The following is a 20,112-nucleotide window of genomic DNA, read 5'->3' on the forward strand; positions in this document are numbered from 1 at the left end:
TTATTTTTTATTTGGGCTTAATTGTGGAGTTACAGATTCATCTTTCTCAAAGTCATACATTGATTGAATCTTCATATTCAATAACTCTAATTTATAATCGATAATTGCATTAGTTAAGTCATTTTTACTCTGAGTCAGCTGATTTTGAACCAGATTCAAATCCATACTGGTTAAATCACCATTCTGATATTTCTCTAAGTTGATTTCATAAGTTAGTTCAGCATTTTCAACTGTTTTTCTTGAAATCTCAATTTGTATCAAAAGGTTATTTAAACTTCTGTATACCTGGCGAATATTCAGTCTGATATCAATAATTTCATCATCGTAATTATTCTGACTCATTTCCAGACTTGCTTTGGCAGCCTTTAACTTTGCTTTCTTTTCGCCCCAGTCCCATAATGGTACGGTTAATCCAAAAGATATTCCCTGGCTGTTGGTTTGGTCTTGAAATACATTAGATAAGTCTTCATTTTGTCCAAATAAACCAAGTGAAACACTTAATTCTCCCTTAAATTCATTCTCTGCATTGGTTCTGATTAAAGCAAACTGACCTTCTTCAATATCAATTTCCCTTTGACGTATTTCCATTCTGCTTTTTAGGCCATTATCGATAGCTGTTTTTAAATCAATATCCACCGGAAAAACAGAAATATCAGCCAATACCATAATTTCATCATCCAACGAAATTCCAAGCATCTGCTTAAAATTGTCCTTATTATTTTCAAATGTCACCTCTGCATTTTGCATGGATGATTTACTGGATAATAAATCCAATTCTGACTGATACAATTCCTCCCTGGCCACAAGTCCACCTTCTACTTTATTTTTAATGATTTCGTGACTTTTAATACGATTTTCGTATTCTTCCCTGGCTACATGATATTGCATTTGAGATTGATAAACCCTGTAAAAGGCCTGTGTTACTGTGTTTTCAACACTTAGTAATTGCAATGCATAATTCAGTGAAGCATTTTCATAAGCCAGCTCCAATGATTTTAACTCCTGTTTGGTTCTGTTATAAGTAAATAATGGTTGATCCAATCGTAAACTCAAGCTATTGGTAAAACCATCAAAACCAGATGTACCCATGCTACTGGTACTGGTATTTTCTACATAACTAAAGGTATTATTTAACGAGATTTGACCGTCAGTTAACAAAATAGGCTGTGCAATACTAAGATTACCTAAACTGGTATAATCTTCAACTGTATACCACTGCGATAGCTGGCTGTTAAATTCTCTTGTTTTGGAATATTCCAATGGCGTAAAATTCAAACTGAAATTTGATTTTAAAGCAGCCCTTGAAGCTTTTAAATTTTGCTCACTCTGTTCTAGTGATAATCTTACTTCTTTCATTCTGGGACTGGATGTAAATGCAGTTTCCAGTGCTTGTTGCAATGATAAAACCTGCTGACTATTTACATATGTACTCAGGGGCACAAAAGAAAGTAATAGTAATAATCTTAAATTTTTAATAAACATTACGTTAAAGGATATTTGGAATTTATTTTTTATTTGATTTTATAATTTCACCCATTTAATAGCATCAGCTATAACTACTCTTCTTTCACTTTTGTCAGATAATTCAACGACAGCCTCACCATCTGAAAAATAAAACTCGCCCAATAGCGCCCACTCTTCAGAATCATTATCAATAGGCACTTCAATGTCTTCTACGCCATCATCATGGTAAACCGTATAGACCTGACTGCTATTATCTGTATTATTTCTTCCTCTCCGGCCAAATGACCCCATTCTTCTGGAAGGAATCATAGCATACACATTATATCGTCCGCTTTCTGGTAGTTGAGCAACAAACTTAGCTTTGGCATTTCCATCACCAGACTCCTTATATACAAATGACTTCGTATACTTACCAAAGTATGAACTATTTAAAACAGGCGTCCATCTATCTGCCGGGTTCCATGGGTACATGACTTTATACTCAAACTCACTCTCATCCACATTTTCTTCATTCCATTCAAGAATAAACTCCCTTAAAGTCTTTCTACCTTTCGTATTTATAACACTAAACCCTTCATCTTCATTATCTACCACAATCTCATTATCCCGATATGGTTTTACGGTATGATTCAATGGTTCAACACCCGAGAATGTTTCTAATCCTGCAGGAGCCTGAGTAAAGTCTGCCAACTGAATTCTAATATCCGAGGGAACATTCTCTGATAAATAGGTATGTAACGACATCATTCGAGGAGCATTATTTAAGATAATTCCAATCTTTACATTAGCTCCTTGCGGAATTAAATACAGATCTTCAAAAGAAGCTGACATTTGTCCACCCATTGGTGGTCCAGGAGGTACTCCACCAGGCCCTCTGCCTCTGTTGCCTCTTCCTCCGCCAAATACAGAAGCTTTGATTAATCCATCAGACTTACCATTATTGGCTACTTCAACACTTATAAAATAGCTCTTTCGATCTTCATTGGTAAATTCATAAACATCTGTATTTCCAAAAATGAAAGCTGGCAATGCCAGGTCTTTACCTTCAATATCATCATTTTCCTTTTCTACAACTTTACTGATGTCCTGTTCTGGTATTACCTCACCTCTGTTTTTACTTAACAAGCTATCAATAAAAACTCCAAAATGATCAACACCGACCTTTTGCTGAGCCTGGGCAAATTTTCTATTTCCAATGCTTAACATTAAATCACCAATACTCACCATCAGGTTTTCTTCATCAGCTAATTCGTTTAACTTCTTTTTGTTCTTTTTTAAGAATAAAATGGACTTGTCATTTCCCGACATATCTCCAAATCTATTAAACGAACTATTGATTCTGGAAACCATATAAGACTCCAAACACATGTTTAAAAATGGCAAATCATCTTCATCAACTGCATAGGAGTAATTATAGAACAAAGGAAACAGCGAATAGGGGCTCCAACTATTCATAGATCGCCCTACGTCGTTCCTGAACCCAAAGAATCCGCCACCATTAACTGGCTGACTAAAAGTGCTTCCAACAAGATTTACAAACAAATTTGTTTCCAGTTCTTTTGGAAGCAGCTCTTTGTTGTCTCTTTTAGCTCTATCCTTCTCTCTTTTGGCTGAATTTGCCAGGTTAAACTGATAAATTCCAGTGCCGGCTTCAGGTACTAAAACCATTTCCGGCTGTGTATTTTCATTGGTCAATGACCAACCTCTGAAATAGCTTTTAAAATGAACAGGAACCTCTACAAAAGTTAATCGTTTGTATGGATAACTTAGGCCTAAATTTCGTTCATAATCCTTCTTTAAATTATCAATTAAAGAAGGTAAAGTATCTGTTAGATTTTCAAAGTACTTTTCAAAAAAAGCATTTTCTTCCTTTATACAGATACCAAATTTTATGGAATCAACATCAATACTTTTTGTAGCAAAATTGCCTCCTATAATACTTAATTTAGCATATTTAGAATCTCCTTTAAATACTTTCCAGCCGTTATCTTCAGTGGATTCTCCCTGAGTCAGATAATCAAAGTTTGCTTTAGTTTTTACTTTTATGGTACTTGTAAAAAAGCTGTTCACTCTAAAGGCATTCCGCTCTGCCACAACCGGATACCAAAAACTCTCTTTTGTAAGTAATAAATAGTCATCTGAAACAAATAAATAATTCTTGGCTGCTATTAAAGGATCAAATCGATTCAGAGATGCTCTCTTTTCCTGATCAATATCAAAATATGCTAAATCGTCTTTGGGTGTTCCTTCAAAATTATACTGAATTGTAATGGTATCATTTTTAATGTCTTTAGCACTAAGTATTATTACATTTAACCGCCTCAATATATCTGTTTTATTCCCGTTGATAGTGAGGTTGGTAATATTCAATCCATTATTGAAGTAAAATTTCAACTCTTTTGGCCAATTATAAAACCCACTGCTTTTACAAACCGTTAATTTCTGTAAGCCCTGCAGATTCGTTCCATTGTGAGTTAGCTCTATATTATAATCAATAACTTCATATCCGGCTTTTATGGGTAACTCCTTAACTAATTCCTTTAAAGCGGTAATATTCTTTTCTACCTTGTTTTGGGATATTATCCGATAACCAAATCCTCCTAATGCAATAATTAAAAATAGAAATGCGGGTATCAAAACTACTTTTTTACCCACTCTTGTTTGAGATAAACGAGGTAGTTTATACACTGTAAAAAATATAAAGCTAAGCCCTAATATAAAATAGCCTCCTCTTAATAATATCAACTGACTAAGATTACCTAAACCAACATATGATGAATAGGCCATTGGTGTATACATTCCCAGAAAATCCCAGACGCCAAAATTATTTTCCTGCAGATAAAATAACTCAAAAGCAATATAACCCAGAACCAGAATAAATGTAATAGCCTGATTTTTGATGAATTGCATGATTAAAAATGAAAATCCCAATATAAATATCAACGTGGGTAAAGAGATGATTAACGGGTAAATTGCATATGTAATCAGACTAAAACCCGCATCGGGACTTATATAATTTATGATAAAACTAAAGAAGAGCACCAATAAATTTAATCCTCCAAACACATATAATATTCCCAGCGTTTTTCCGATTACATATTGAAAATTAGACATGTTTCTAACATAGATTACCTCTGTTGTATCTAATTTTTTATCCCTACTCAGAAAATCCGAGGAAAGAAAAACAGCAATAATAGACTGAACAATATTAAGGATAAACAAATTCATGTATGGCAATCCGCCGGAAAGCATTCTGTTAGGCCAACCAGATTGACCTACTTCAGTAGCAGCTACAATATTAAAAAACAGAATAACAAGTAATATGATAGCTGAGAAAATTCTAAAAAACCAACTTCTTAGTAAGGTTTTTACTTCAAATTTAGCAACAGTAAAAATAGGATTGTTCTGGCTCATTGCTGATTAAACTTTTGAGATTCATACTCCATAAAATAAACATAAGCATGCTCCAGGTTTGGCTGGATTATTTCTCCACTAAAACCATTCTCAGATGGTGAAATCAATTCTACCTCATATCCGTTAGCCCCCGGAATTGTTGTAATTACCGGATACCTTTGCTTAATATCTTCTAAATCATCAAAACTAACCTGGGTTTTCCAGACTTTACCATCTGATAATTTAAGAAAATCATTAGGACTACCTGTAAATTGTATTTGCCCCTCATTTAAAAGAGCCATTTGATTACATGTACTTGAAATATCTCCAACAATATGCGTGGACAATATTATAATAACGTCTTTCTGACTTAAGTCGGCTAATATATTTCTAAAACGAATCCGTTCTTCCGGATCCAACCCTGTTGTAGGCTCATCAACTATAACAATTTTCGGATCTCCAACAATGGCCTGGGCAATTCCAAGTCGTCGCTTCATACCCCCGGAAAGTTTGCCTGCATAACGATTACGCACCTCAAACAATCCAACATCCTCAAGTAATCTTTCTACTTCATTTCTTCTTTGTCTCCGACTACTTATACCTGCAAGAGAGGCTGCATAATCCAGAAACTCATACGTTTTAAGTTTAGCAAAAAACCTGAAATCCTGCGGTAAATAGCCCATCATTGCTCTGACTTGCTGGCGATTGTTGGCTAGCTCCATTCCATTTACTTTAATCGATCCGTTTGTTGGTTCCAATAAAGTAACTAATATCTTCATTAGAGTTGATTTACCGGCACCATTAGGCCCAAGCAAACCAAACATCCCTGAGTTTATAGTTAGGGAGACATTGTTTAATGCCTGATGTTTGTTTTTATAAACCTTATTAAGGTTTTGAATAGCAATGTCCAATTTTATTAAAGATTTATATATTAAATAATTGATTCTCTAATTATTTATTCAAGAAGGTAGATAGAAAAGAAAAGACAAAATTATAGTTGCCTATAATCCGTCTAAAAATAATATTAAATTATAAAACAACCTATTAATTCAACATAATAAACGATGAAAACCCATCTTTATTATAAGACAGGTATATTCACGCGCATATATTTTAATATTATTCTATAATTTGTTTTTCAGCATCATCATCAAAATGCTTTCTTTCTCCTTCTTGCATACAGCTCTTGAAATGCTTTCCTCTATTCCCTTTATGCAAGCTCTGATTCATCATTTCTCTTCCCGCATCCATTCCTTGTTGTCGGCCTTTCAATCCTTTACCTTGAGGTTTAGCATCAAATAAAACCTTTTGTTCTTCAGTTAAGATATTCCTAACCTTTTGTTTATGATCAAAGTGTTTTTTTGCAATCTGAGTTTTCAAACCACCTATCTCTTCTATTAATTTATATACTTGTTTTTCATTAATATCATTGCCAACTGACGCTGCCTGAAGCTGGGCATTTTTTATTTTTACTTCATTTTTTAGTGGGGTAAGTTCTTTTAAAAACTCAACCCTAAATGTCTTCATCTGATCTTTCTGATCTTCAGTTAAGTTCAACCCTTGATGATGTCTATCTCCCTCTATTTCAGCCATTCTATTTCTTTCTGGCATTTGACACCATGCTGTTGCTGATAATGACACCATTATTACGGTGAACAATACCATCTTTTTCAAATAATTTGCTTTTCTCATTTCTACCTTCTTTAAATATTCTACCTATTGTTGTTGTACATTCTAATAACAATTAGATGTAACTTTCTCATTTTAAAAACCTGCAGCTTTTAATTATATTAATTTTTAAGTACTTACATTTTGTTGTTGTTGTATTCTCAGCCAAGAGCAATAACAGATCCTATCGATCTCTTCTTCTGTGCGACCATCTATTAAAGCGGTTCATCATTCTTTTTTGCACGGTATCAAACTTTGCCTTTTGTTCTTCGTCACAAACTTCTCTAAGGCTTTTAAAGTGCATAAAAGTTTCTTTTTCCAGAAGGGTCTTTCTTGTTCCCATTTCTTCAAATAAAGAATCATTAATATCTTGTTCTTCATTTGACAAATGCCTTCTGATATCATCTAATTCTTTGTTGATCTTAAATACTTTATCAAAATACTCCTTTCTTAAAGTCTCAAATTGCTTTTTTTGATCTTCCGACAAATCCAGCTCCTCATATAAACGATTTGCGCCATCGTTTTTTCGCTTATCATTTTCTATTTCTTCCTTATCATGCATTGGTGGCATAGGAGGTTTTTCCCACCATAAACGCCATGAAAAAACATTTAAAACGATTAAAAGAACTATTATAATATGATAATATTTTTTATCCATCTGCTAAATTTTATTTTCAACATTTAAAAGAAACACCTCTTTTATTCTACGCTATGTGATATTAAATCTTCATTTAATATAAAATCATTTGATGCATACACATAATCCGTAGCAACCAATTCTATATCGGTACTTTCAGTAGTATCCTGAGATTCTCTGTTACCGAAAAAATAGAAATTCACTACATTAACCAACAACAGTAAAATAAATGCTGGCTTTAGAATATATGCTGAAAAACTAAACACATTTTTATCTTCCAACTGTTCTATTTTACCCATAACACGGGTAGTAAAAAAAGGACTAGCTTCAATCTTTTCTGTATGAGCTCCACTTTGAAGAATACGATTGATTTCATTATTTATAATATCTTTTTTCATATTATCTCCTTCCTTTTTTCTTATTCTCATTATTATAGACGTCAACCATTTATTTTCCCTTCGCAAAAAGTTATAAAAATTCTTTTATTCTTTTTTCTAAAATCTGCTTCAACTTCTTTTTTGCCCTGATAACCAAAGATTCAACACTTTTTACAGTAGTTTCCAGAATATCTGCTGTTGTTTTTTGATCAAGCCCTTCTATTTGGGTTAACACATAAGCTTCTTTCTGTTTCGACGATAATTTTTCCAGAGCATCATAAAGCAGCTCTTTTCTTTGTTGTTGAATTATTCTCTCATCTGCTTGTTCACTTCCTGGCACTCCCCATTCTTGAATATTTTGATGATCTTCTAAGTAGCTTATTTTTCCATGCCCGCGCTTAACCCTCTTTTTACTTCTAATAAAATCAATTGATTTATTTGAGGCAATTCTGTATATCCAAGTAGATAATGAAGACTGTTTTTTAAACTTCTTTATAGTTTTATACAGCTCAATAAATGTTTCCTGAGCAATATCTTCTGCGTCATCTGTGTTATTAACATACGAATAGCAAAGATTAACCACCTTATTTTTAAAGGTATTTACAACATTTTCAAATGCAGCATAATTTCCCTCTAACAAGCTATCAATATCTATTTTTTCTTCTAACTGAATCACGTAAAAAATATTGTTATTGTAAAGATAGACGATAATCAAACAGGAATCCTTCGCATTATAAGTAAAAATTCACCTAAAATTTCAAACAAGCAATAATTATAGTCTTATTTTAATATATTTATAATGGATAACTAATATCAATTCCTATGCGATTAAACCTTATTTTATTTCTTTTTTTATTTGCAACCCCTGCCATTTTCGGTAAAGAAATCAAAGAAATATTACTTTTAAACTCTTATCATCCGGGATTTGAATGGACTGAAGATTTAACCAGGGGTGTGATTGATGGTATGGGAGATTTAAGTTCGTGCAGGGTTTTTGTGGAATATATGGACTTTAAAAGATTTCCACAAAAAGATTTTTATAACGAACTCACCAAACTCTATAAAAAGAAATACAACAACTTAAAATTAGATGGTATTATATGTGCTGATAATTTTGCGTTTGAGTATTTTCTTCAAATGGGTGACAGTATATGGAACGATAGCATTCCTGTTTCAGTTTGTGGAGTAAACAATATTGATAGTTTTAACTTTAACAAAAACAGAATTAAGGTTATACGTGAAGATCTTGATATTAAAAACACCTTAAAACAAGCCTTTATATTAAACCCCCAAACTGACACTTTAATCGTCATTTCAGATAAAACCCTTTCCGGAGAGATCTTTTTATCTCAATTTAAAACAGGCTTAAACGAATTTAAACCCTCCTTCCCTTATATCATCCTGGATGGATCGGATTATGATTCAATAAAAGAAAAACTACCTCTTATTCAAAAGGACAATAAAATTATTATCCTGCTGAGTTTGTATTCGAATAAATACGACGTTCCAATTGAAATGAAATACCTGGGTATGGAGCTTCTTCAGGATGTAAATATTCCTATTTACAGCTTTTGGGAATTTCTGCTTGGTGATTTTATTGTGGGTGGCCATTTAATAAGCTCCTATCATCAGGGTTATGATGCTGCCCAATTATTAGCTCAAAGAATTAACAATCCCGAAGCCATCGTAAACCAATACTCTTCAAGCAAGTATAATTATAAATATGATTTTAATTTAATAGAAAAATACAATCTTAATTACGATAAGTTACCTAAGAACACCATCTTCTTAAATAAAGAGATTCCGTTTTATGTGAAGCATAAAAAGAAATTAATATTTTTTACTTCCATACTTATTATTCTGGTTATTTTAAATTTTTTATTGATTACCAATGCTATACGGAGGCGAAGTATTCAAAGACAATTAACCGAGAGTGAAAAAAGGCTGGAATTAGCGCTGGAAAGTGCCAATGAGGGCTTTTGGGATATTTCATTGGTAAACAGAGAAGTGGTTTATAACAACAGATTCGCCCATCTGTTAGGGTATGACTCTGCTGACAACATAGATATTAACATTAACAATTGGGAACAATTTATTTACACAAAAGACCTTAAAAAGGTAAAAGACAATTGGGATAAATATAAATCCGGGAAAACAAATCTATTTAAATCTGAAGCCCGATTATACCTTAAAAATAAAACCATTCAATGGTTCTCCATTCATGGCAAAATTACCGATACAGATACAAATGGCAATCCTCTCCGCATTACAGGGGTGTTAATGAATATTTCAGAGCAAAAGAGAATTGAGGTAAAGTTAAAAAGAGCAAAGGAAAAGGCTGAAGAGAGCGATAAACTCAAATCCCGTTTTTTAGCTAATATGAGCCATGAAATACGTACACCGATGAATGCCATTTTAGGGTTCTCAGACATTCTCCTTTCTCAGGATCTTGAACACATAGAACAAAGTGATTATCTGGACCAGATAAAAACTTCAGGTGAAAATTTACTCAATATTATCAATGACATTGTTGATATTTCAAAAATAGAATCTGATCAGTTAAAGATTAGAAATGAGAAATTTGATCTGAATCAGGTACTTAAACATATCAAATACTCTGTTGATACTTTAATAAAATCGAGAAATAAAGATATCAGATTCGAAATTAGATGCCCTTATCCAATACTTTGGCTTAATTCTGATCCCTTTAGAATTGAACAGGTATTATTAAACCTTTTATCTAATGCCGTAAAATTCACTTCTGAAGGAACTGTTTCGCTAAAGATTAACAAACATGATGAAAAAATATTAATCATAAAAGTAATTGATACTGGTGAAGGCATATCTCCGGAAGATTTAAATATTATTTTTGAGCGATTCAGACAAGCAGAAAGAACAACAAAAGTAAATGCAGGAACCGGGCTTGGCCTGGCCATAACAAAGAGTTTAATTGAATTAATGGGCGGTTCTATATCCGTAGAATCAAAATTAAATGAAGGTTCTGTTTTTACTATTGCTTTGCCTGTAGTGTATACTAACAACATTTAGTATATTTGTCGCCTTGTAAATAAGATTATAGTTATGCAGTTATTTTTTGACGATAAATTTTCAGCAGAAAATCCCATATTAAATACAGAAGAATCAAAACATTGCGTTCGGGTTTTAAGACATACCAATGGAGATGAGATTTCAATATTAAATGGTAGTGGTACTATTTTTACGGCAAAAATAACAGATGCTAATCCTAAGGCATGCAAGCTAGATATCATTGATGCTAAAATTGATAAAGAGCGTTCTTTTAGCATTCATATGGTGGTAGCTCCTACAAAAAATATTGATCGTTTTGAATGGTTTTTAGAGAAGGCAACTGAAATAGGTGTTGAACAAATTACCCCTATAATATGCGATCATTCAGAAAGAAAAGTAATTAAACCGGAACGTTTGGAGAAAGTTTTAATTTCTGCAACCAAGCAATCTTTAAAATCATATAAACCGGTTTTAAACCCCTTAGTCAAATTCAAAGATTTTATTAAAGATCAAGAAAATAGCAGCGACAATAAATTTATTGCGCATTGCTACGACAGCAGTAAAACACTATTGAAAGAATGCTATAAGCAAAATACAGATGCCATCATTTTAATTGGCCCTGAAGGTGATTTCTCTGAAGAGGAAGTAAAATTAGCTACGGCAAATAACTTTCAGGCCATATCATTAGGTAAAGCCCGACTTAGAACTGAAACTGCTGCACTAATGGCTTGTGCAACAGTTAATTTTATCAATTTAACAGACTAAAGATAATCTGACAGTTTTTGTTGACCAAGGAAATCTCTGAATCTACAAGCAAGTACTTCGGCTACATCCCCCATAATACACTGATTAAAAGGACAATCTTTTTTCTCACCAGGACAACCTTGTACTTCAACCGGGCCTTCTATCACTTCATAAAGCTCTAATAATGTGATTTCACTTGGCTCCTTTTTAAGAACAAATCCTCCACTAGGTCCCCTGTTTGATGAAACAAAATTTTCTTTAGCCAAACGTTGAAACACCTTTGCTACATGATGTCTTGAACTATTAATTTGTTCAGATATTTGATTTACATTAAGTTTATGATCAGTTTTTGCAATAAGAACCATTCCATGCAATGCAATTGATGCAGCTTCTGAAAGTGTAATAATCTTTGACATTAGTAGGGATTGATAAAAATTAACATATATGTAATACTTCAGCAAAATACAGCAAAAAATCGCAGACTCTGAAGTAAAATCTCATTTTTTATTTAAAATTATATTTAAATAACAAAAAAACCGCAGTTACAAACTGCGGCTTTCTATATCTCATTATTTCAAAAGTAATTATTTACTTTCTTCAATTAATGTTTTAGTTGGCAAGTCACATACTTCAGTTGGACCAAAGTACTGAATTGGACCTGGGTATACATACTTAGTATTTAATCCCCAATCATCTCTTTTTGCAGCGTAAGCTTTAAATGGAGCACCATCTAATCTTACAAGTGCTTTTTGAATAACTGGTTTCATTTCTCCGTGACGACGCTCCATATTCATCATCATGGTTACAGGTACACCACCAGCGATCCACTCAGCAGCAGGAGCTGTTAAGTTACGTACAGATGACATATAACCTGATTTACCTTCAGCGATAAGAACAGATGCTGTATATCCTAATGAATAACAGTAATCTGCATCAAAGTTAGAAGGAGCAGCACAACGACCTTCGTATCCAAAGAAGTGAACCTGAGTAGAGAATTTACCTGCATAAGTACCTTCTTTTTTCATCTTTTTCAATTTAGCTTTAACCATATCAGCTAAAAGCTTTTCAGTTTCAATTAATGATACTTGTACGTTACCGTGTGGGTCACGATCTAACATTAACTGATTTGCAATACTGTTTGGTAAGCTTTTGAATACTTCTGCCATTTCTGCAGATAATTTTTCAACTAAGTATTCTCTCTTCTCTTTATTTGTTTCAAAAGCATTAACCTCAGCTTCGTTATGAGCTAATAAATCGTTTAATTCAGCAATTAATTTTTTCATTGCAGGAATAAACTCGATTAATCCTTCAGGAATAAGAACTGTACCAAAGTTTTCACCATTTGCAGCACGAGCAACAACTTTATCTGCGATGTAAGTTACAACTTCATCAAGAGTCATATTGTTAGCTTCCACTTCTTCAGAAATGATCGCAACGTTTGGCTGAGTTTGTAATGCACACTCTAATGCAATATGAGAAGCTGAACGTCCCATTAATTTAATAAAGTGCCAGTATTTTTTAGCAGAGTTAGCATCACGTTGGATGTTACCAATTAATTCGCTATATACTTTACATGCAGTATCAAAACCAAATGAAGTTTCAATCATTTCGTTTTTAAGGTCACCATCAATTGTTTTAGGACAACCAATTACCTGAACACCTGCATTTTTAGCTAAATAGTACTCAGCTAATACACAAGCATTTGTATTTGAATCATCACCACCAATAATAACCAATGCATTAATTCCTAAAGCTTTACAGTTAGCTAAACCTTTATCGAATTGCTCAGTTTCTTCTAATTTTGTTCTACCTGAACCAATAATATCAAAACCTCCGGTGTTTCTGTAGTGGTTGATAATATCATCAGTTAATTCTTTATAATCATTGTCAACTAAACCACCAGGACCTCCTAAGAAACCATACACTTTATTTGCAGGGTTTAACTTTTTTAATCCATCATAAATTCCTGAAATTACGTTATGACCTCCTGGTGCCTGACCTCCAGAAAGAATCAAACCAACGCTAATTGGTTCAGTTGTTGCTGTAGATTCACCTTCTTCAAAGGTTAATACAGGCATTCCATAAGTATTAGGAAAAAGTTTTTCGATATCAGCCTGATCTGCAACTGACTCAGTGTTTTTTCCTTCAACAATTTTTACAGAACCATTAAGTGCTGCTGGTAATTTTGGAGAGTAGCTCTCTCTTGCGATTTGAAGTGGACTTTTAATCATCTTATCCAAATATTAATATAGTTTTTAGAAAAATTTTCCTGAATAATTCAAATTTTCAGCACTTTACATCAATACTAAACCGTTTTATACCGAATATAAAAGGCGAAAATTTAAAGAGCTGCAAAATTGTCTATATTTTTTCAAATTCGAAAAAAAATACCTTATTTATTTACGATTTAACAGTAATTTAAACTCATTATCTTTTAAAAATCACCTTTTTTCAAGTAAACACTTGATTCTGAACAGTTAGTTTGCAATTTTCTCTAAAAAACTACGCTCCTTTTAAAGTTATTCACTATATTTAAATAACTCATCTACTGTTCATTTTGATGATATATTCAATTCTTAAGCGTTAAAATTTTAGCTAACCCCAAAAATCAAGCAAATGAATCATTCAAAGTTAACCATTGGTATTTTAACCGGAGGTGGTGATGTTCCGGGTTTAAATCCTGCTATCAGAGCTATAACACTACGAGCAATCAGAGAAGGCTACAATGTAATAGGTATTAAAAATGGCTGGAAAGGTGTTATTAGTATTGACAGATCCAAAAAATTAGAAGACCAAACCTTTTGTATTCCTCTAACCGAACTTACTGTTAACCGAATAGGAAGAACCGGAGGAACGTTTTTACATTCGAGCCGAACAAAAGCTACCAAAGTAGCTCAAAAAGATATACCCGATCACCTTAAGGACAAATACAAAGATGAGTATACTGATTTGACTGACGAGGCTGTTGCTAACTTAAAATACATTGGAATCGATTACCTTGTGCCTATTGGTGGAGATGATACACTGAGTTATGCAGTTCGTTTACATAAAGAAGGGATCAAAGTAATAGGTATCCCAAAAACAATGGATGGGGATGTTCCCGGAACTGAATATTGTATAGGATTTAGTACCTGTATTACCCGCACTATAGAACTAACTCATGAACTAAGAACCTGTGCCGGATCGCACGAACGATTTTTAGTTCTTGAAGTATTTGGTCGGAACGCGGGCTTTTCTGCACTGCTACCAACAATAGGTGGAGCTGCCGACAGATGTGTTATACCGGAATATTCCATCAACACAGAACGCCTAACTGAATTAATGGTAGAAGACAGACGCAACAACCCAAGTAATTACTCTGTAGTTTTGGTCTCTGAAGGTGCTACTTTTGATGGACAGGAAATTATTTATTCAGATGCAGAAACAGATGCCTTTGGACATAAGAAACTGGGTGGTATTGGAGAACAAATAGGTAAAGAATTAAGAAGACACTCTGCAAAATACAATAATGGCAGAGAAATTAATATTATAAACCAAAAACTGGGTTATTTGGTTAGATCAGGACAACCAGATGCACTGGATTCCATTATTCCTACTACATACGGCAATATGGCTATGGATTTAATTATTAAAGGAGAATCCGGACATATGGTTTGTATCAAAAATGGAAAATTCGACTATGTATCCATTGAAGCAGTTAAAAAAGATCAACATGGTGAAAGCATCAAGAAAGTAAACATTGCAAAATTTTACGATACAGACAGATACAGACCAATATTTCAAAATCTGATTGGAGATCCAATGATGTTCCTTACTACAGATTTTACTTAAAATAAAAAGCCTGAGGTCCTGATCTCAGGCTTTTTATTTTTATGTCTTGCTTTTGCATTTCTTAATTATATCTTTGTCGCAAACTAAATATTTATGCCAAAGTTTTCGATTATTATTCCTGTATTTAATCGCCCTCAAGAAATTGATGAATTACTTCATAGTTTAACTGAAGTTAAATATTCAAATTTTGAAGTAATTATTGTTGAAGACGGATCATACCTGTCTTCTGAAGATATTTGCAATGGATATTCTTCTAAATTAAATCTTAAATACGTTACTCAGGATAATAGTGGACCTGGACCAGCCCGTAACTACGGAGCCAGTTTAGCTACAGGTGAAATATTAATTTTCTTTGATTCTGATTGCTTAATTCCTAAAGACTATTTTGAGCATGTTAATCATTATTTTAGCACTGCTGATTGCTATGGAGGGCCAGATAAAGCACACGAATCGTTTAATACAATTCAAAAGGCTATCAATTATTCAATGACTTCAACTTTAACTACAGGAGGTATAAGAGGAGGCAAAAAAAAATTGGATAGGTTCTACCCCCGAAGTTTTAATCTGGGAATTAAGAAAGAAGTTTTTGATCAATTACATGGTTTCGAAAGCTTAAGATTCGGAGAAGATCTTGACTTTAGTATGCGAATTCAGGAAAACGGATATAAAACCATGTTAATTGAAGATGCATGGGTTTATCATAAACGAAGAAATAACTTCAAATCGTTTTTTAAACAGGTATACAATTCTGGAATTGCCCGTATTAATTTAAATTTCCGTCATCCGGGAACCATCAAAATTGTTCATTGGATGCCTGCTATTTTTACGCTTGGCTTCTTTGTTTGGGTATTATTAAGTTTTATTTTTCCAACCATAGGTTGGTTACTACTTATTCCATCATTATTATTTTTAATTGATGCTACAATAAAAACCAAAGAAGTTATTCCTGGTTTTATTGCCATCATAACATCACATACACAACTATTTGGGTATGGAAGTGGGTTTCTTACCGCTTTTATTAAAAGACATCTTCTTAAAAAAGGAGAATTCTCCGCATTTAAGAAGAATTTTTACAAATAATACATACGCTATATTACCCCTATTAAATCAACTACATTCTGTTTTTAAACTTTTTGAAAAGTTTAAAATATTTTGAATGGTTTGAGGTAATGGTGATAAATTTATATTTATAAAAAATGTATCAGGTAAATTCTCTATTACCTTAATAAGCGATAAACTATATTCTTCAATATTCTCTTCAAAACTGGTATAATTCAAATCCATAGGCTTTATAACATTAAAAATTTAATATTATAACGCCAATCATCTAATTATATTGTAAAGATTATACAGATAAAGAAAGATTTCTTTCTTCTACCATTGTTCTCATATTAATTAAAGCATATCTCATACGTCCTAAGGCAGTATTAATACTAACTCCAGTCTCTTCTGCTATCTCTTTAAAGCTCAAGCCCATATAATGACGCATTTTTACCACTTCCTTTTGATTATCTGGTAAAAACTCAACCAACTCTCCTACTTCTTTTAATATTTGAGTAAATACAATTTTATCTTCAATGGTAGTATCAGAAAACTTTGCAGAATTTAATAAATCGTAATCATTGGCATCATTAGATACGGTTTGTAAATTCTTTTGTTTTCGGAAGTAATCAATGATCAAATTATGAGATATTCTCATTACCCACGAAGCAAATTTACCATTCTCAATATATTTTCCTTTTTTGAGATTAGTAATAACTTTAATAAAGGTATCCTGAAATATATCTTCGGCAAGTTCTTGATTCTTAACCATCATTAAAATATACGAGTATATTCTATTCTTATGCCTATCAATTAAAATCTGCAAGCATTCTTCTTTCCCGCCAATGAAATATTTAATTAATTCATTTTCAGAAAGTAAAATTAACTTATCCATGTTTTAAACTTTTAAATTAAAGTGTAAACATTTCTTCTATAGGCAAATCTTTTTTATGGTTATTAATTAAATCATTTATAGTGATTGCAAAAAAGTAAAAAAAAACTAAAAATGCAATCAATTATATAAAAATTACATGAACACTATATTTTTAGTTGTTGCTGTATTGAAATACCTATTTAGTTAATAAATCTAGTCTTCATATATGATCCAAAGCTCAAGAAATTAAACGAAACTATGACTTAACTAAAAAATATTGACGAATATATTAACATGCTTTAAAAATATAATTGATTCCAAATACTTTATTAATTAGTTGCTGGAATATTATATGATTTATCTTATCACACTGACTAAAACATTATTCTGTTCAAGTTGAGCAATTATTTCTTCCATTTCTCGTCTTTTTATTGACTGAAATGTTTTCTTAAAGTCCTCTGAACTTACTGTAATAGAAGGTCCTCCTCTTATAATTAAACTAATCTTTACATTTTCTATACTTGAAAACTGAAAGCTATATTTTGTTCGTCCAAATAGTTTGAACCTATTTTTAAATCCTATTCCATTATCAAGAATGTACATATCCCATGTCAAAGAGCAACGATATATATATAAAAGAAACAAGTATGGCATAAATAATAATGTAACCAAAATTCTCCTTCCTTCTACAATATAAATTACATAACAAATAACGATCAACATTAGAAGTAATGGTAATAAAAAACCAAATAGTGATTGACTTGAAAACTTCTTTATGATTCGCATTTTTAGTTAAAATATCTCTGAGTAATTTGTTTCTACAATTAAAACTCCCAATTGATAATTCTTAAATATACTATGTATAATAGTTACAATGGTTTATATTTGGGGTCATAGGATGATTTAAAAAACTGAATCTCCAAAATCCCAACAGATGGAAGCCATTGTTTTGGTTATAAATTTATACTTCCTACTAGTCGAAGCAACAGCATCAGAGAACTTATTTAAAGCACCAAACTCCCAAATTTATTCTGAGTGCCTATGCTCTTTATTTTTTATTGGCATATAGTTCTTTCTTCTCGATTTCAGATAGTATAAACAATTCAATACTTTTAATTTCAAATTCTAATTTCTCGATATTAATTATGCAATCCAATATTGAAACATGCTCAAAATTAGCACTTTCCCAACTAATCATAACCTTATTCTCATCTATCAAATTTCTTAAATCTAACTGCTTATTTATAATTTTTTTAAGGTCTTCATCTTCTAATGTTTGATTTAAATAGGAAACATATTCATTAATGTCTTTTTTAAGCCTATAGGCTACCATATTATCCTCATTTAAGAAATATTCTGTCGATAGACTATAGTCTAATAGCTTTGTAAGTTTAACTGAATTTTCATTTAGTCCACTTAGTTCCGTTAAATCTTCTCTTATTTTTTCCAAAGAATTTAATATTATATCCGTTCTCAAAATCAAATCTTGATTATTGTTAGATTTTGGAATAGAACTAATTCTTGTATCAAGAATAGATATGTTTCTAGTTAAAAACATATCAAACTTAATTAGTGATTTCACGGTCAGCTGATTTCTTTCATTATCGCATGATTCCAGAAGCAAAAGAACAAAAAATCCATAAAGTATTCCTTTCATTACTATTTTATTCATTTATTTAGTTTTGGGGAATGAATGCTAACTATTTAACAATCCACCATACGATGCAACATATTCTTGCTCTGTATTTAGTTTATTAAACCGTTAAAAATAATTATTATTTCAGTATTTATTATTTAGTGAAGCTATTTATCTTTAATATCCTTAGCCTATCAGGGTATTACTCACTTATATCCATTAATTTTCCATGTATAAACTCATAATTCAGCAATATTTTCATCTTTTGACTATTTATGATCTTATATTCATTTTTTGAATTTTCATTAAAAACAACTGCTGATATGCCCACTTTTTGAATTTCTTGAAGATAAAATTCCCGTCGTTTAGGATGCTCATCGGCACAGGCATTGAGAATCTCATTCCAAACATTTTTTATTATGATTTGCTCAATTATTTGTATGCAATCATCTCTATGTATAAAATTTATATACCCTTCCGGATTATCAACCTGTTTATGAGTACGAATAAAATTTCCCGGCTTTCTGTTATAACCAAATAAACCACCAAACCGGAGTATCGTAGATTTAAACGAAGAATTAGTAATGAATAATCTTTCTATTTGAGCAAGAGGAGTATCTAAAGTGTTGGTTTCTTCAGTAACAATTCCATTGGTAAAAGGATATACAGAAGTTGAACTTATAAACAATACTTTCTTAACCTCAGAAGCTTCAATATGCGTGATGAGATTCCGGATATCATCAATATTCTTGGAAGTAATAGCAATTATTAAAACTTCAGAAGTTAAAAAATCCCGTAAATCAGTATTAATATTGCCTATGTCTATAAGAAAAGGTTTAATACCATTTTCTGTCAAGTCGTTAATTTTTGATGCTGAAGTTGTTGATCCATATACTTCATATCCTTTGTTAATAAGATCAATAGCCAAGGGTAATCCAAGCCAACCACACCCTAACATGCTAATTTTTTGAGCCATTATAAGTCTGTTTTTATATTTATAACCAAGGTAGCAATAGTCATTATGTGGTTTAAAATTTAGTGTTTTTCTTCAGATATAAGCTCATCTTTAGGAGGTATTTTTTAGTTATAACTATAGCAGTGCTTAACTTCACTACTGATACGAACTCATTTAATTTTCATATTGAGTATGCAATTCCCCACTTTTGTTTGATGTAAAACAAATGTTGAATATGTTTAGTGCCATTTTTACTAAAAAGCTGCATAAGTTAAAGCAGAAGGGTAAAATACACAAGTTTGTACCTCACAATTTAATTCCGAAACTCTGGGTGGTGTATGCCAAGCAAGCCTTTGGTTCAACACATTCTGTAGTGGAATATTTGGGTAGATACTCACATCGGGTGGCAATTTCTAATGCACGTATTTTAAAAGTAACTGATACTCATGTTACTTTTAAATGGTG

19 protein-coding genes are annotated in these 20,112 nt (G+C 32.1%); 5 read left to right on the forward strand and 14 right to left on the reverse strand.

The annotated features are described in order from the left end of the window. From OM075_RS19380 to OM075_RS19410, 7 genes are all read right to left on the reverse strand, one after another. Nucleotides 1-1,482 carry a TolC family protein gene (locus OM075_RS19380; RefSeq protein WP_301192202.1) on the reverse strand — a complete coding sequence of 494 codons (1,482 nt, stop codon included), beginning with the start codon at nt 1,480-1,482 and terminating at the stop codon, nt 1-3. 39 nt (nt 1,483-1,521) lie between these two features. Further along, nucleotides 1,522-4,878, reverse strand: a complete 3,357-nt coding sequence (locus OM075_RS19385) for a golvesin C-terminal-like domain-containing protein (RefSeq protein ID WP_301192203.1) — start codon at nt 4,876-4,878, stop codon at nt 1,522-1,524. Further along, on the reverse strand, nt 4,875-5,768 hold the full coding sequence (locus OM075_RS19390; protein ID WP_301192204.1) for an ABC transporter ATP-binding protein: 894 nt from the start codon (nt 5,766-5,768) through the stop codon (nt 4,875-4,877). The genes OM075_RS19385 and OM075_RS19390 overlap by 4 nt, the downstream gene beginning before the upstream one ends. A gap of 208 nt (nt 5,769-5,976) precedes the next feature. Continuing rightward, nucleotides 5,977-6,549, reverse strand: coding sequence for a Spy/CpxP family protein refolding chaperone (locus tag OM075_RS19395; protein WP_301192205.1), 573 nt, complete (start codon nt 6,547-6,549; stop codon nt 5,977-5,979). Nucleotides 6,550-6,709: 160 nt separating this feature from the next. Beyond that, the gene (locus OM075_RS19400; RefSeq protein WP_301192206.1) at nt 6,710-7,183 is read right to left on the reverse strand and encodes a Spy/CpxP family protein refolding chaperone; all 474 of its coding nucleotides are present in this window, start codon (nt 7,181-7,183) and stop codon (nt 6,710-6,712) included. 41 nt (nt 7,184-7,224) lie between these two features. Next, nucleotides 7,225-7,590, reverse strand: a complete 366-nt coding sequence (locus OM075_RS19405; protein ID WP_301192207.1) for a hypothetical protein — start codon at nt 7,588-7,590, stop codon at nt 7,225-7,227. Between the two features lie 40 nt (nt 7,591-7,630). Continuing rightward, nucleotides 7,631-8,215, reverse strand: coding sequence for an RNA polymerase sigma factor (locus tag OM075_RS19410; RefSeq protein WP_301192208.1), 585 nt, complete (start codon nt 8,213-8,215; stop codon nt 7,631-7,633). Between the two features lie 146 nt (nt 8,216-8,361). On the opposite strand from OM075_RS19410, the gene OM075_RS19415 reads away from it, so the two are divergent. Continuing rightward, the gene (locus tag OM075_RS19415; protein ID WP_301192209.1) at nt 8,362-10,587 is read left to right on the forward strand and encodes a PAS domain-containing hybrid sensor histidine kinase/response regulator; all 2,226 of its coding nucleotides are present in this window, start codon (nt 8,362-8,364) and stop codon (nt 10,585-10,587) included. 33 nt (nt 10,588-10,620) lie between these two features. Next, on the forward strand, nt 10,621-11,331 hold the full coding sequence (locus OM075_RS19420; protein ID WP_301192210.1) for a 16S rRNA (uracil(1498)-N(3))-methyltransferase: 711 nt from the start codon (nt 10,621-10,623) through the stop codon (nt 11,329-11,331). Here OM075_RS19420 and OM075_RS19425 read toward each other — a convergent pair. After that, nucleotides 11,328-11,726, reverse strand: a complete 399-nt coding sequence (locus OM075_RS19425) for an RrF2 family transcriptional regulator (protein ID WP_301192211.1) — start codon at nt 11,724-11,726, stop codon at nt 11,328-11,330. The genes OM075_RS19420 and OM075_RS19425 overlap by 4 nt on opposite strands. A 168-nt stretch (nt 11,727-11,894) precedes the next feature. Next, nucleotides 11,895-13,541, reverse strand: a complete 1,647-nt coding sequence (locus tag OM075_RS19430; protein ID WP_301192212.1) for a diphosphate--fructose-6-phosphate 1-phosphotransferase — start codon at nt 13,539-13,541, stop codon at nt 11,895-11,897. A 385-nt stretch (nt 13,542-13,926) separates the two neighbouring features. Here OM075_RS19430 and OM075_RS19435 point away from each other — a divergent pair, with 385 nt between their 5' ends. Beyond that, nucleotides 13,927-15,141: a 6-phosphofructokinase gene (locus OM075_RS19435; protein ID WP_301192213.1), complete on the forward strand. Its 1,215-nt coding sequence runs from the start codon at nt 13,927-13,929 to the stop codon at nt 15,139-15,141. A gap of 93 nt (nt 15,142-15,234) precedes the next feature. After that, on the forward strand, nt 15,235-16,221 hold the full coding sequence (locus tag OM075_RS19440) for a glycosyltransferase family 2 protein (protein ID WP_301192214.1): 987 nt from the start codon (nt 15,235-15,237) through the stop codon (nt 16,219-16,221). A gap of 27 nt (nt 16,222-16,248) precedes the next feature. On the opposite strand, the gene OM075_RS19445 is transcribed toward OM075_RS19440, so the two are convergent. From OM075_RS19445 to OM075_RS19465, 5 genes are all read right to left on the reverse strand, one after another. After that, nucleotides 16,249-16,425, reverse strand: coding sequence for a hypothetical protein (locus OM075_RS19445; RefSeq protein WP_301192215.1), 177 nt, complete (start codon nt 16,423-16,425; stop codon nt 16,249-16,251). A gap of 61 nt (nt 16,426-16,486) precedes the next feature. Beyond that, nucleotides 16,487-17,077: an RNA polymerase sigma factor gene (locus tag OM075_RS19450; protein ID WP_301192216.1), complete on the reverse strand. Its 591-nt coding sequence runs from the start codon at nt 17,075-17,077 to the stop codon at nt 16,487-16,489. A 336-nt stretch (nt 17,078-17,413) separates the two neighbouring features. After that, nucleotides 17,414-17,842 carry a hypothetical protein gene (locus tag OM075_RS19455; RefSeq protein WP_301192217.1) on the reverse strand — a complete coding sequence of 143 codons (429 nt, stop codon included), beginning with the start codon at nt 17,840-17,842 and terminating at the stop codon, nt 17,414-17,416. Between the two features lie 262 nt (nt 17,843-18,104). Beyond that, nucleotides 18,105-18,728, reverse strand: a complete 624-nt coding sequence (locus tag OM075_RS19460) for a hypothetical protein (protein ID WP_301192218.1) — start codon at nt 18,726-18,728, stop codon at nt 18,105-18,107. Nucleotides 18,729-18,894: 166 nt separating this feature from the next. Beyond that, entirely contained in the window at nt 18,895-19,668 is a 774-nt protein-coding gene (locus OM075_RS19465; RefSeq protein WP_301192219.1) for an NAD(P)-binding domain-containing protein, read from the reverse strand. Nucleotides 19,669-19,882: 214 nt separating this feature from the next. On the opposite strand from OM075_RS19465, the gene OM075_RS19470 reads away from it, so the two are divergent. Beyond that, the coding region (locus tag OM075_RS19470; protein ID WP_301192220.1) for a transposase at nt 19,883-20,112 on the forward strand (230 nt) is incomplete at its 3' end.

Origin of the sequence: Plebeiibacterium sediminum, from assembly GCF_026013605.1 — a bacterium.
GTDB classification, from domain to species: Bacteria; Bacteroidota; Bacteroidia; order Bacteroidales; family Marinilabiliaceae; genus Saccharicrinis; species Saccharicrinis sediminus.

What these genes read in the sequence shown, in the direction of transcription:
- OM075_RS19420 (WP_301192210.1), top strand. Translation starts at nt 10,621, where the DNA reads ATGCAGTTATTTTTTGACGATAAATTTTCAGCAGAAAATCCCATATTA.
- OM075_RS19405 (WP_301192207.1), bottom strand. Translation starts at nt 7,590, where the DNA reads ATGAGAATAAGAAAAAAGGAAGGAGATAATATGAAAAAAGATATTATA.
- OM075_RS19445 (WP_301192215.1), bottom strand. Translation starts at nt 16,425, where the DNA reads ATGGATTTGAATTATACCAGTTTTGAAGAGAATATTGAAGAATATAGT.
- OM075_RS19415 (WP_301192209.1), top strand. Translation starts at nt 8,362, where the DNA reads ATGCGATTAAACCTTATTTTATTTCTTTTTTTATTTGCAACCCCTGCC.
- OM075_RS19450 (WP_301192216.1), bottom strand. Translation starts at nt 17,077, where the DNA reads ATGGATAAGTTAATTTTACTTTCTGAAAATGAATTAATTAAATATTTC.
- OM075_RS19425 (WP_301192211.1), bottom strand. Translation starts at nt 11,726, where the DNA reads ATGTCAAAGATTATTACACTTTCAGAAGCTGCATCAATTGCATTGCAT.
- OM075_RS19400 (WP_301192206.1), bottom strand. Translation starts at nt 7,183, where the DNA reads ATGGATAAAAAATATTATCATATTATAATAGTTCTTTTAATCGTTTTA.
- OM075_RS19440 (WP_301192214.1), top strand. Translation starts at nt 15,235, where the DNA reads ATGCCAAAGTTTTCGATTATTATTCCTGTATTTAATCGCCCTCAAGAA.
- OM075_RS19455 (WP_301192217.1), bottom strand. Translation starts at nt 17,842, where the DNA reads ATGCGAATCATAAAGAAGTTTTCAAGTCAATCACTATTTGGTTTTTTA.
- OM075_RS19435 (WP_301192213.1), top strand. Translation starts at nt 13,927, where the DNA reads ATGAATCATTCAAAGTTAACCATTGGTATTTTAACCGGAGGTGGTGAT.
- OM075_RS19380 (WP_301192202.1), bottom strand. Translation starts at nt 1,482, where the DNA reads ATGTTTATTAAAAATTTAAGATTATTACTATTACTTTCTTTTGTGCCC.
- OM075_RS19395 (WP_301192205.1), bottom strand. Translation starts at nt 6,549, where the DNA reads ATGAGAAAAGCAAATTATTTGAAAAAGATGGTATTGTTCACCGTAATA.
- OM075_RS19465 (WP_301192219.1), bottom strand. Translation starts at nt 19,668, where the DNA reads ATGGCTCAAAAAATTAGCATGTTAGGGTGTGGTTGGCTTGGATTACCC.
- OM075_RS19460 (WP_301192218.1), bottom strand. Translation starts at nt 18,728, where the DNA reads ATGAATAAAATAGTAATGAAAGGAATACTTTATGGATTTTTTGTTCTT.
- OM075_RS19385 (WP_301192203.1), bottom strand. Translation starts at nt 4,878, where the DNA reads ATGAGCCAGAACAATCCTATTTTTACTGTTGCTAAATTTGAAGTAAAA.
- OM075_RS19430 (WP_301192212.1), bottom strand. Translation starts at nt 13,541, where the DNA reads ATGATTAAAAGTCCACTTCAAATCGCAAGAGAGAGCTACTCTCCAAAA.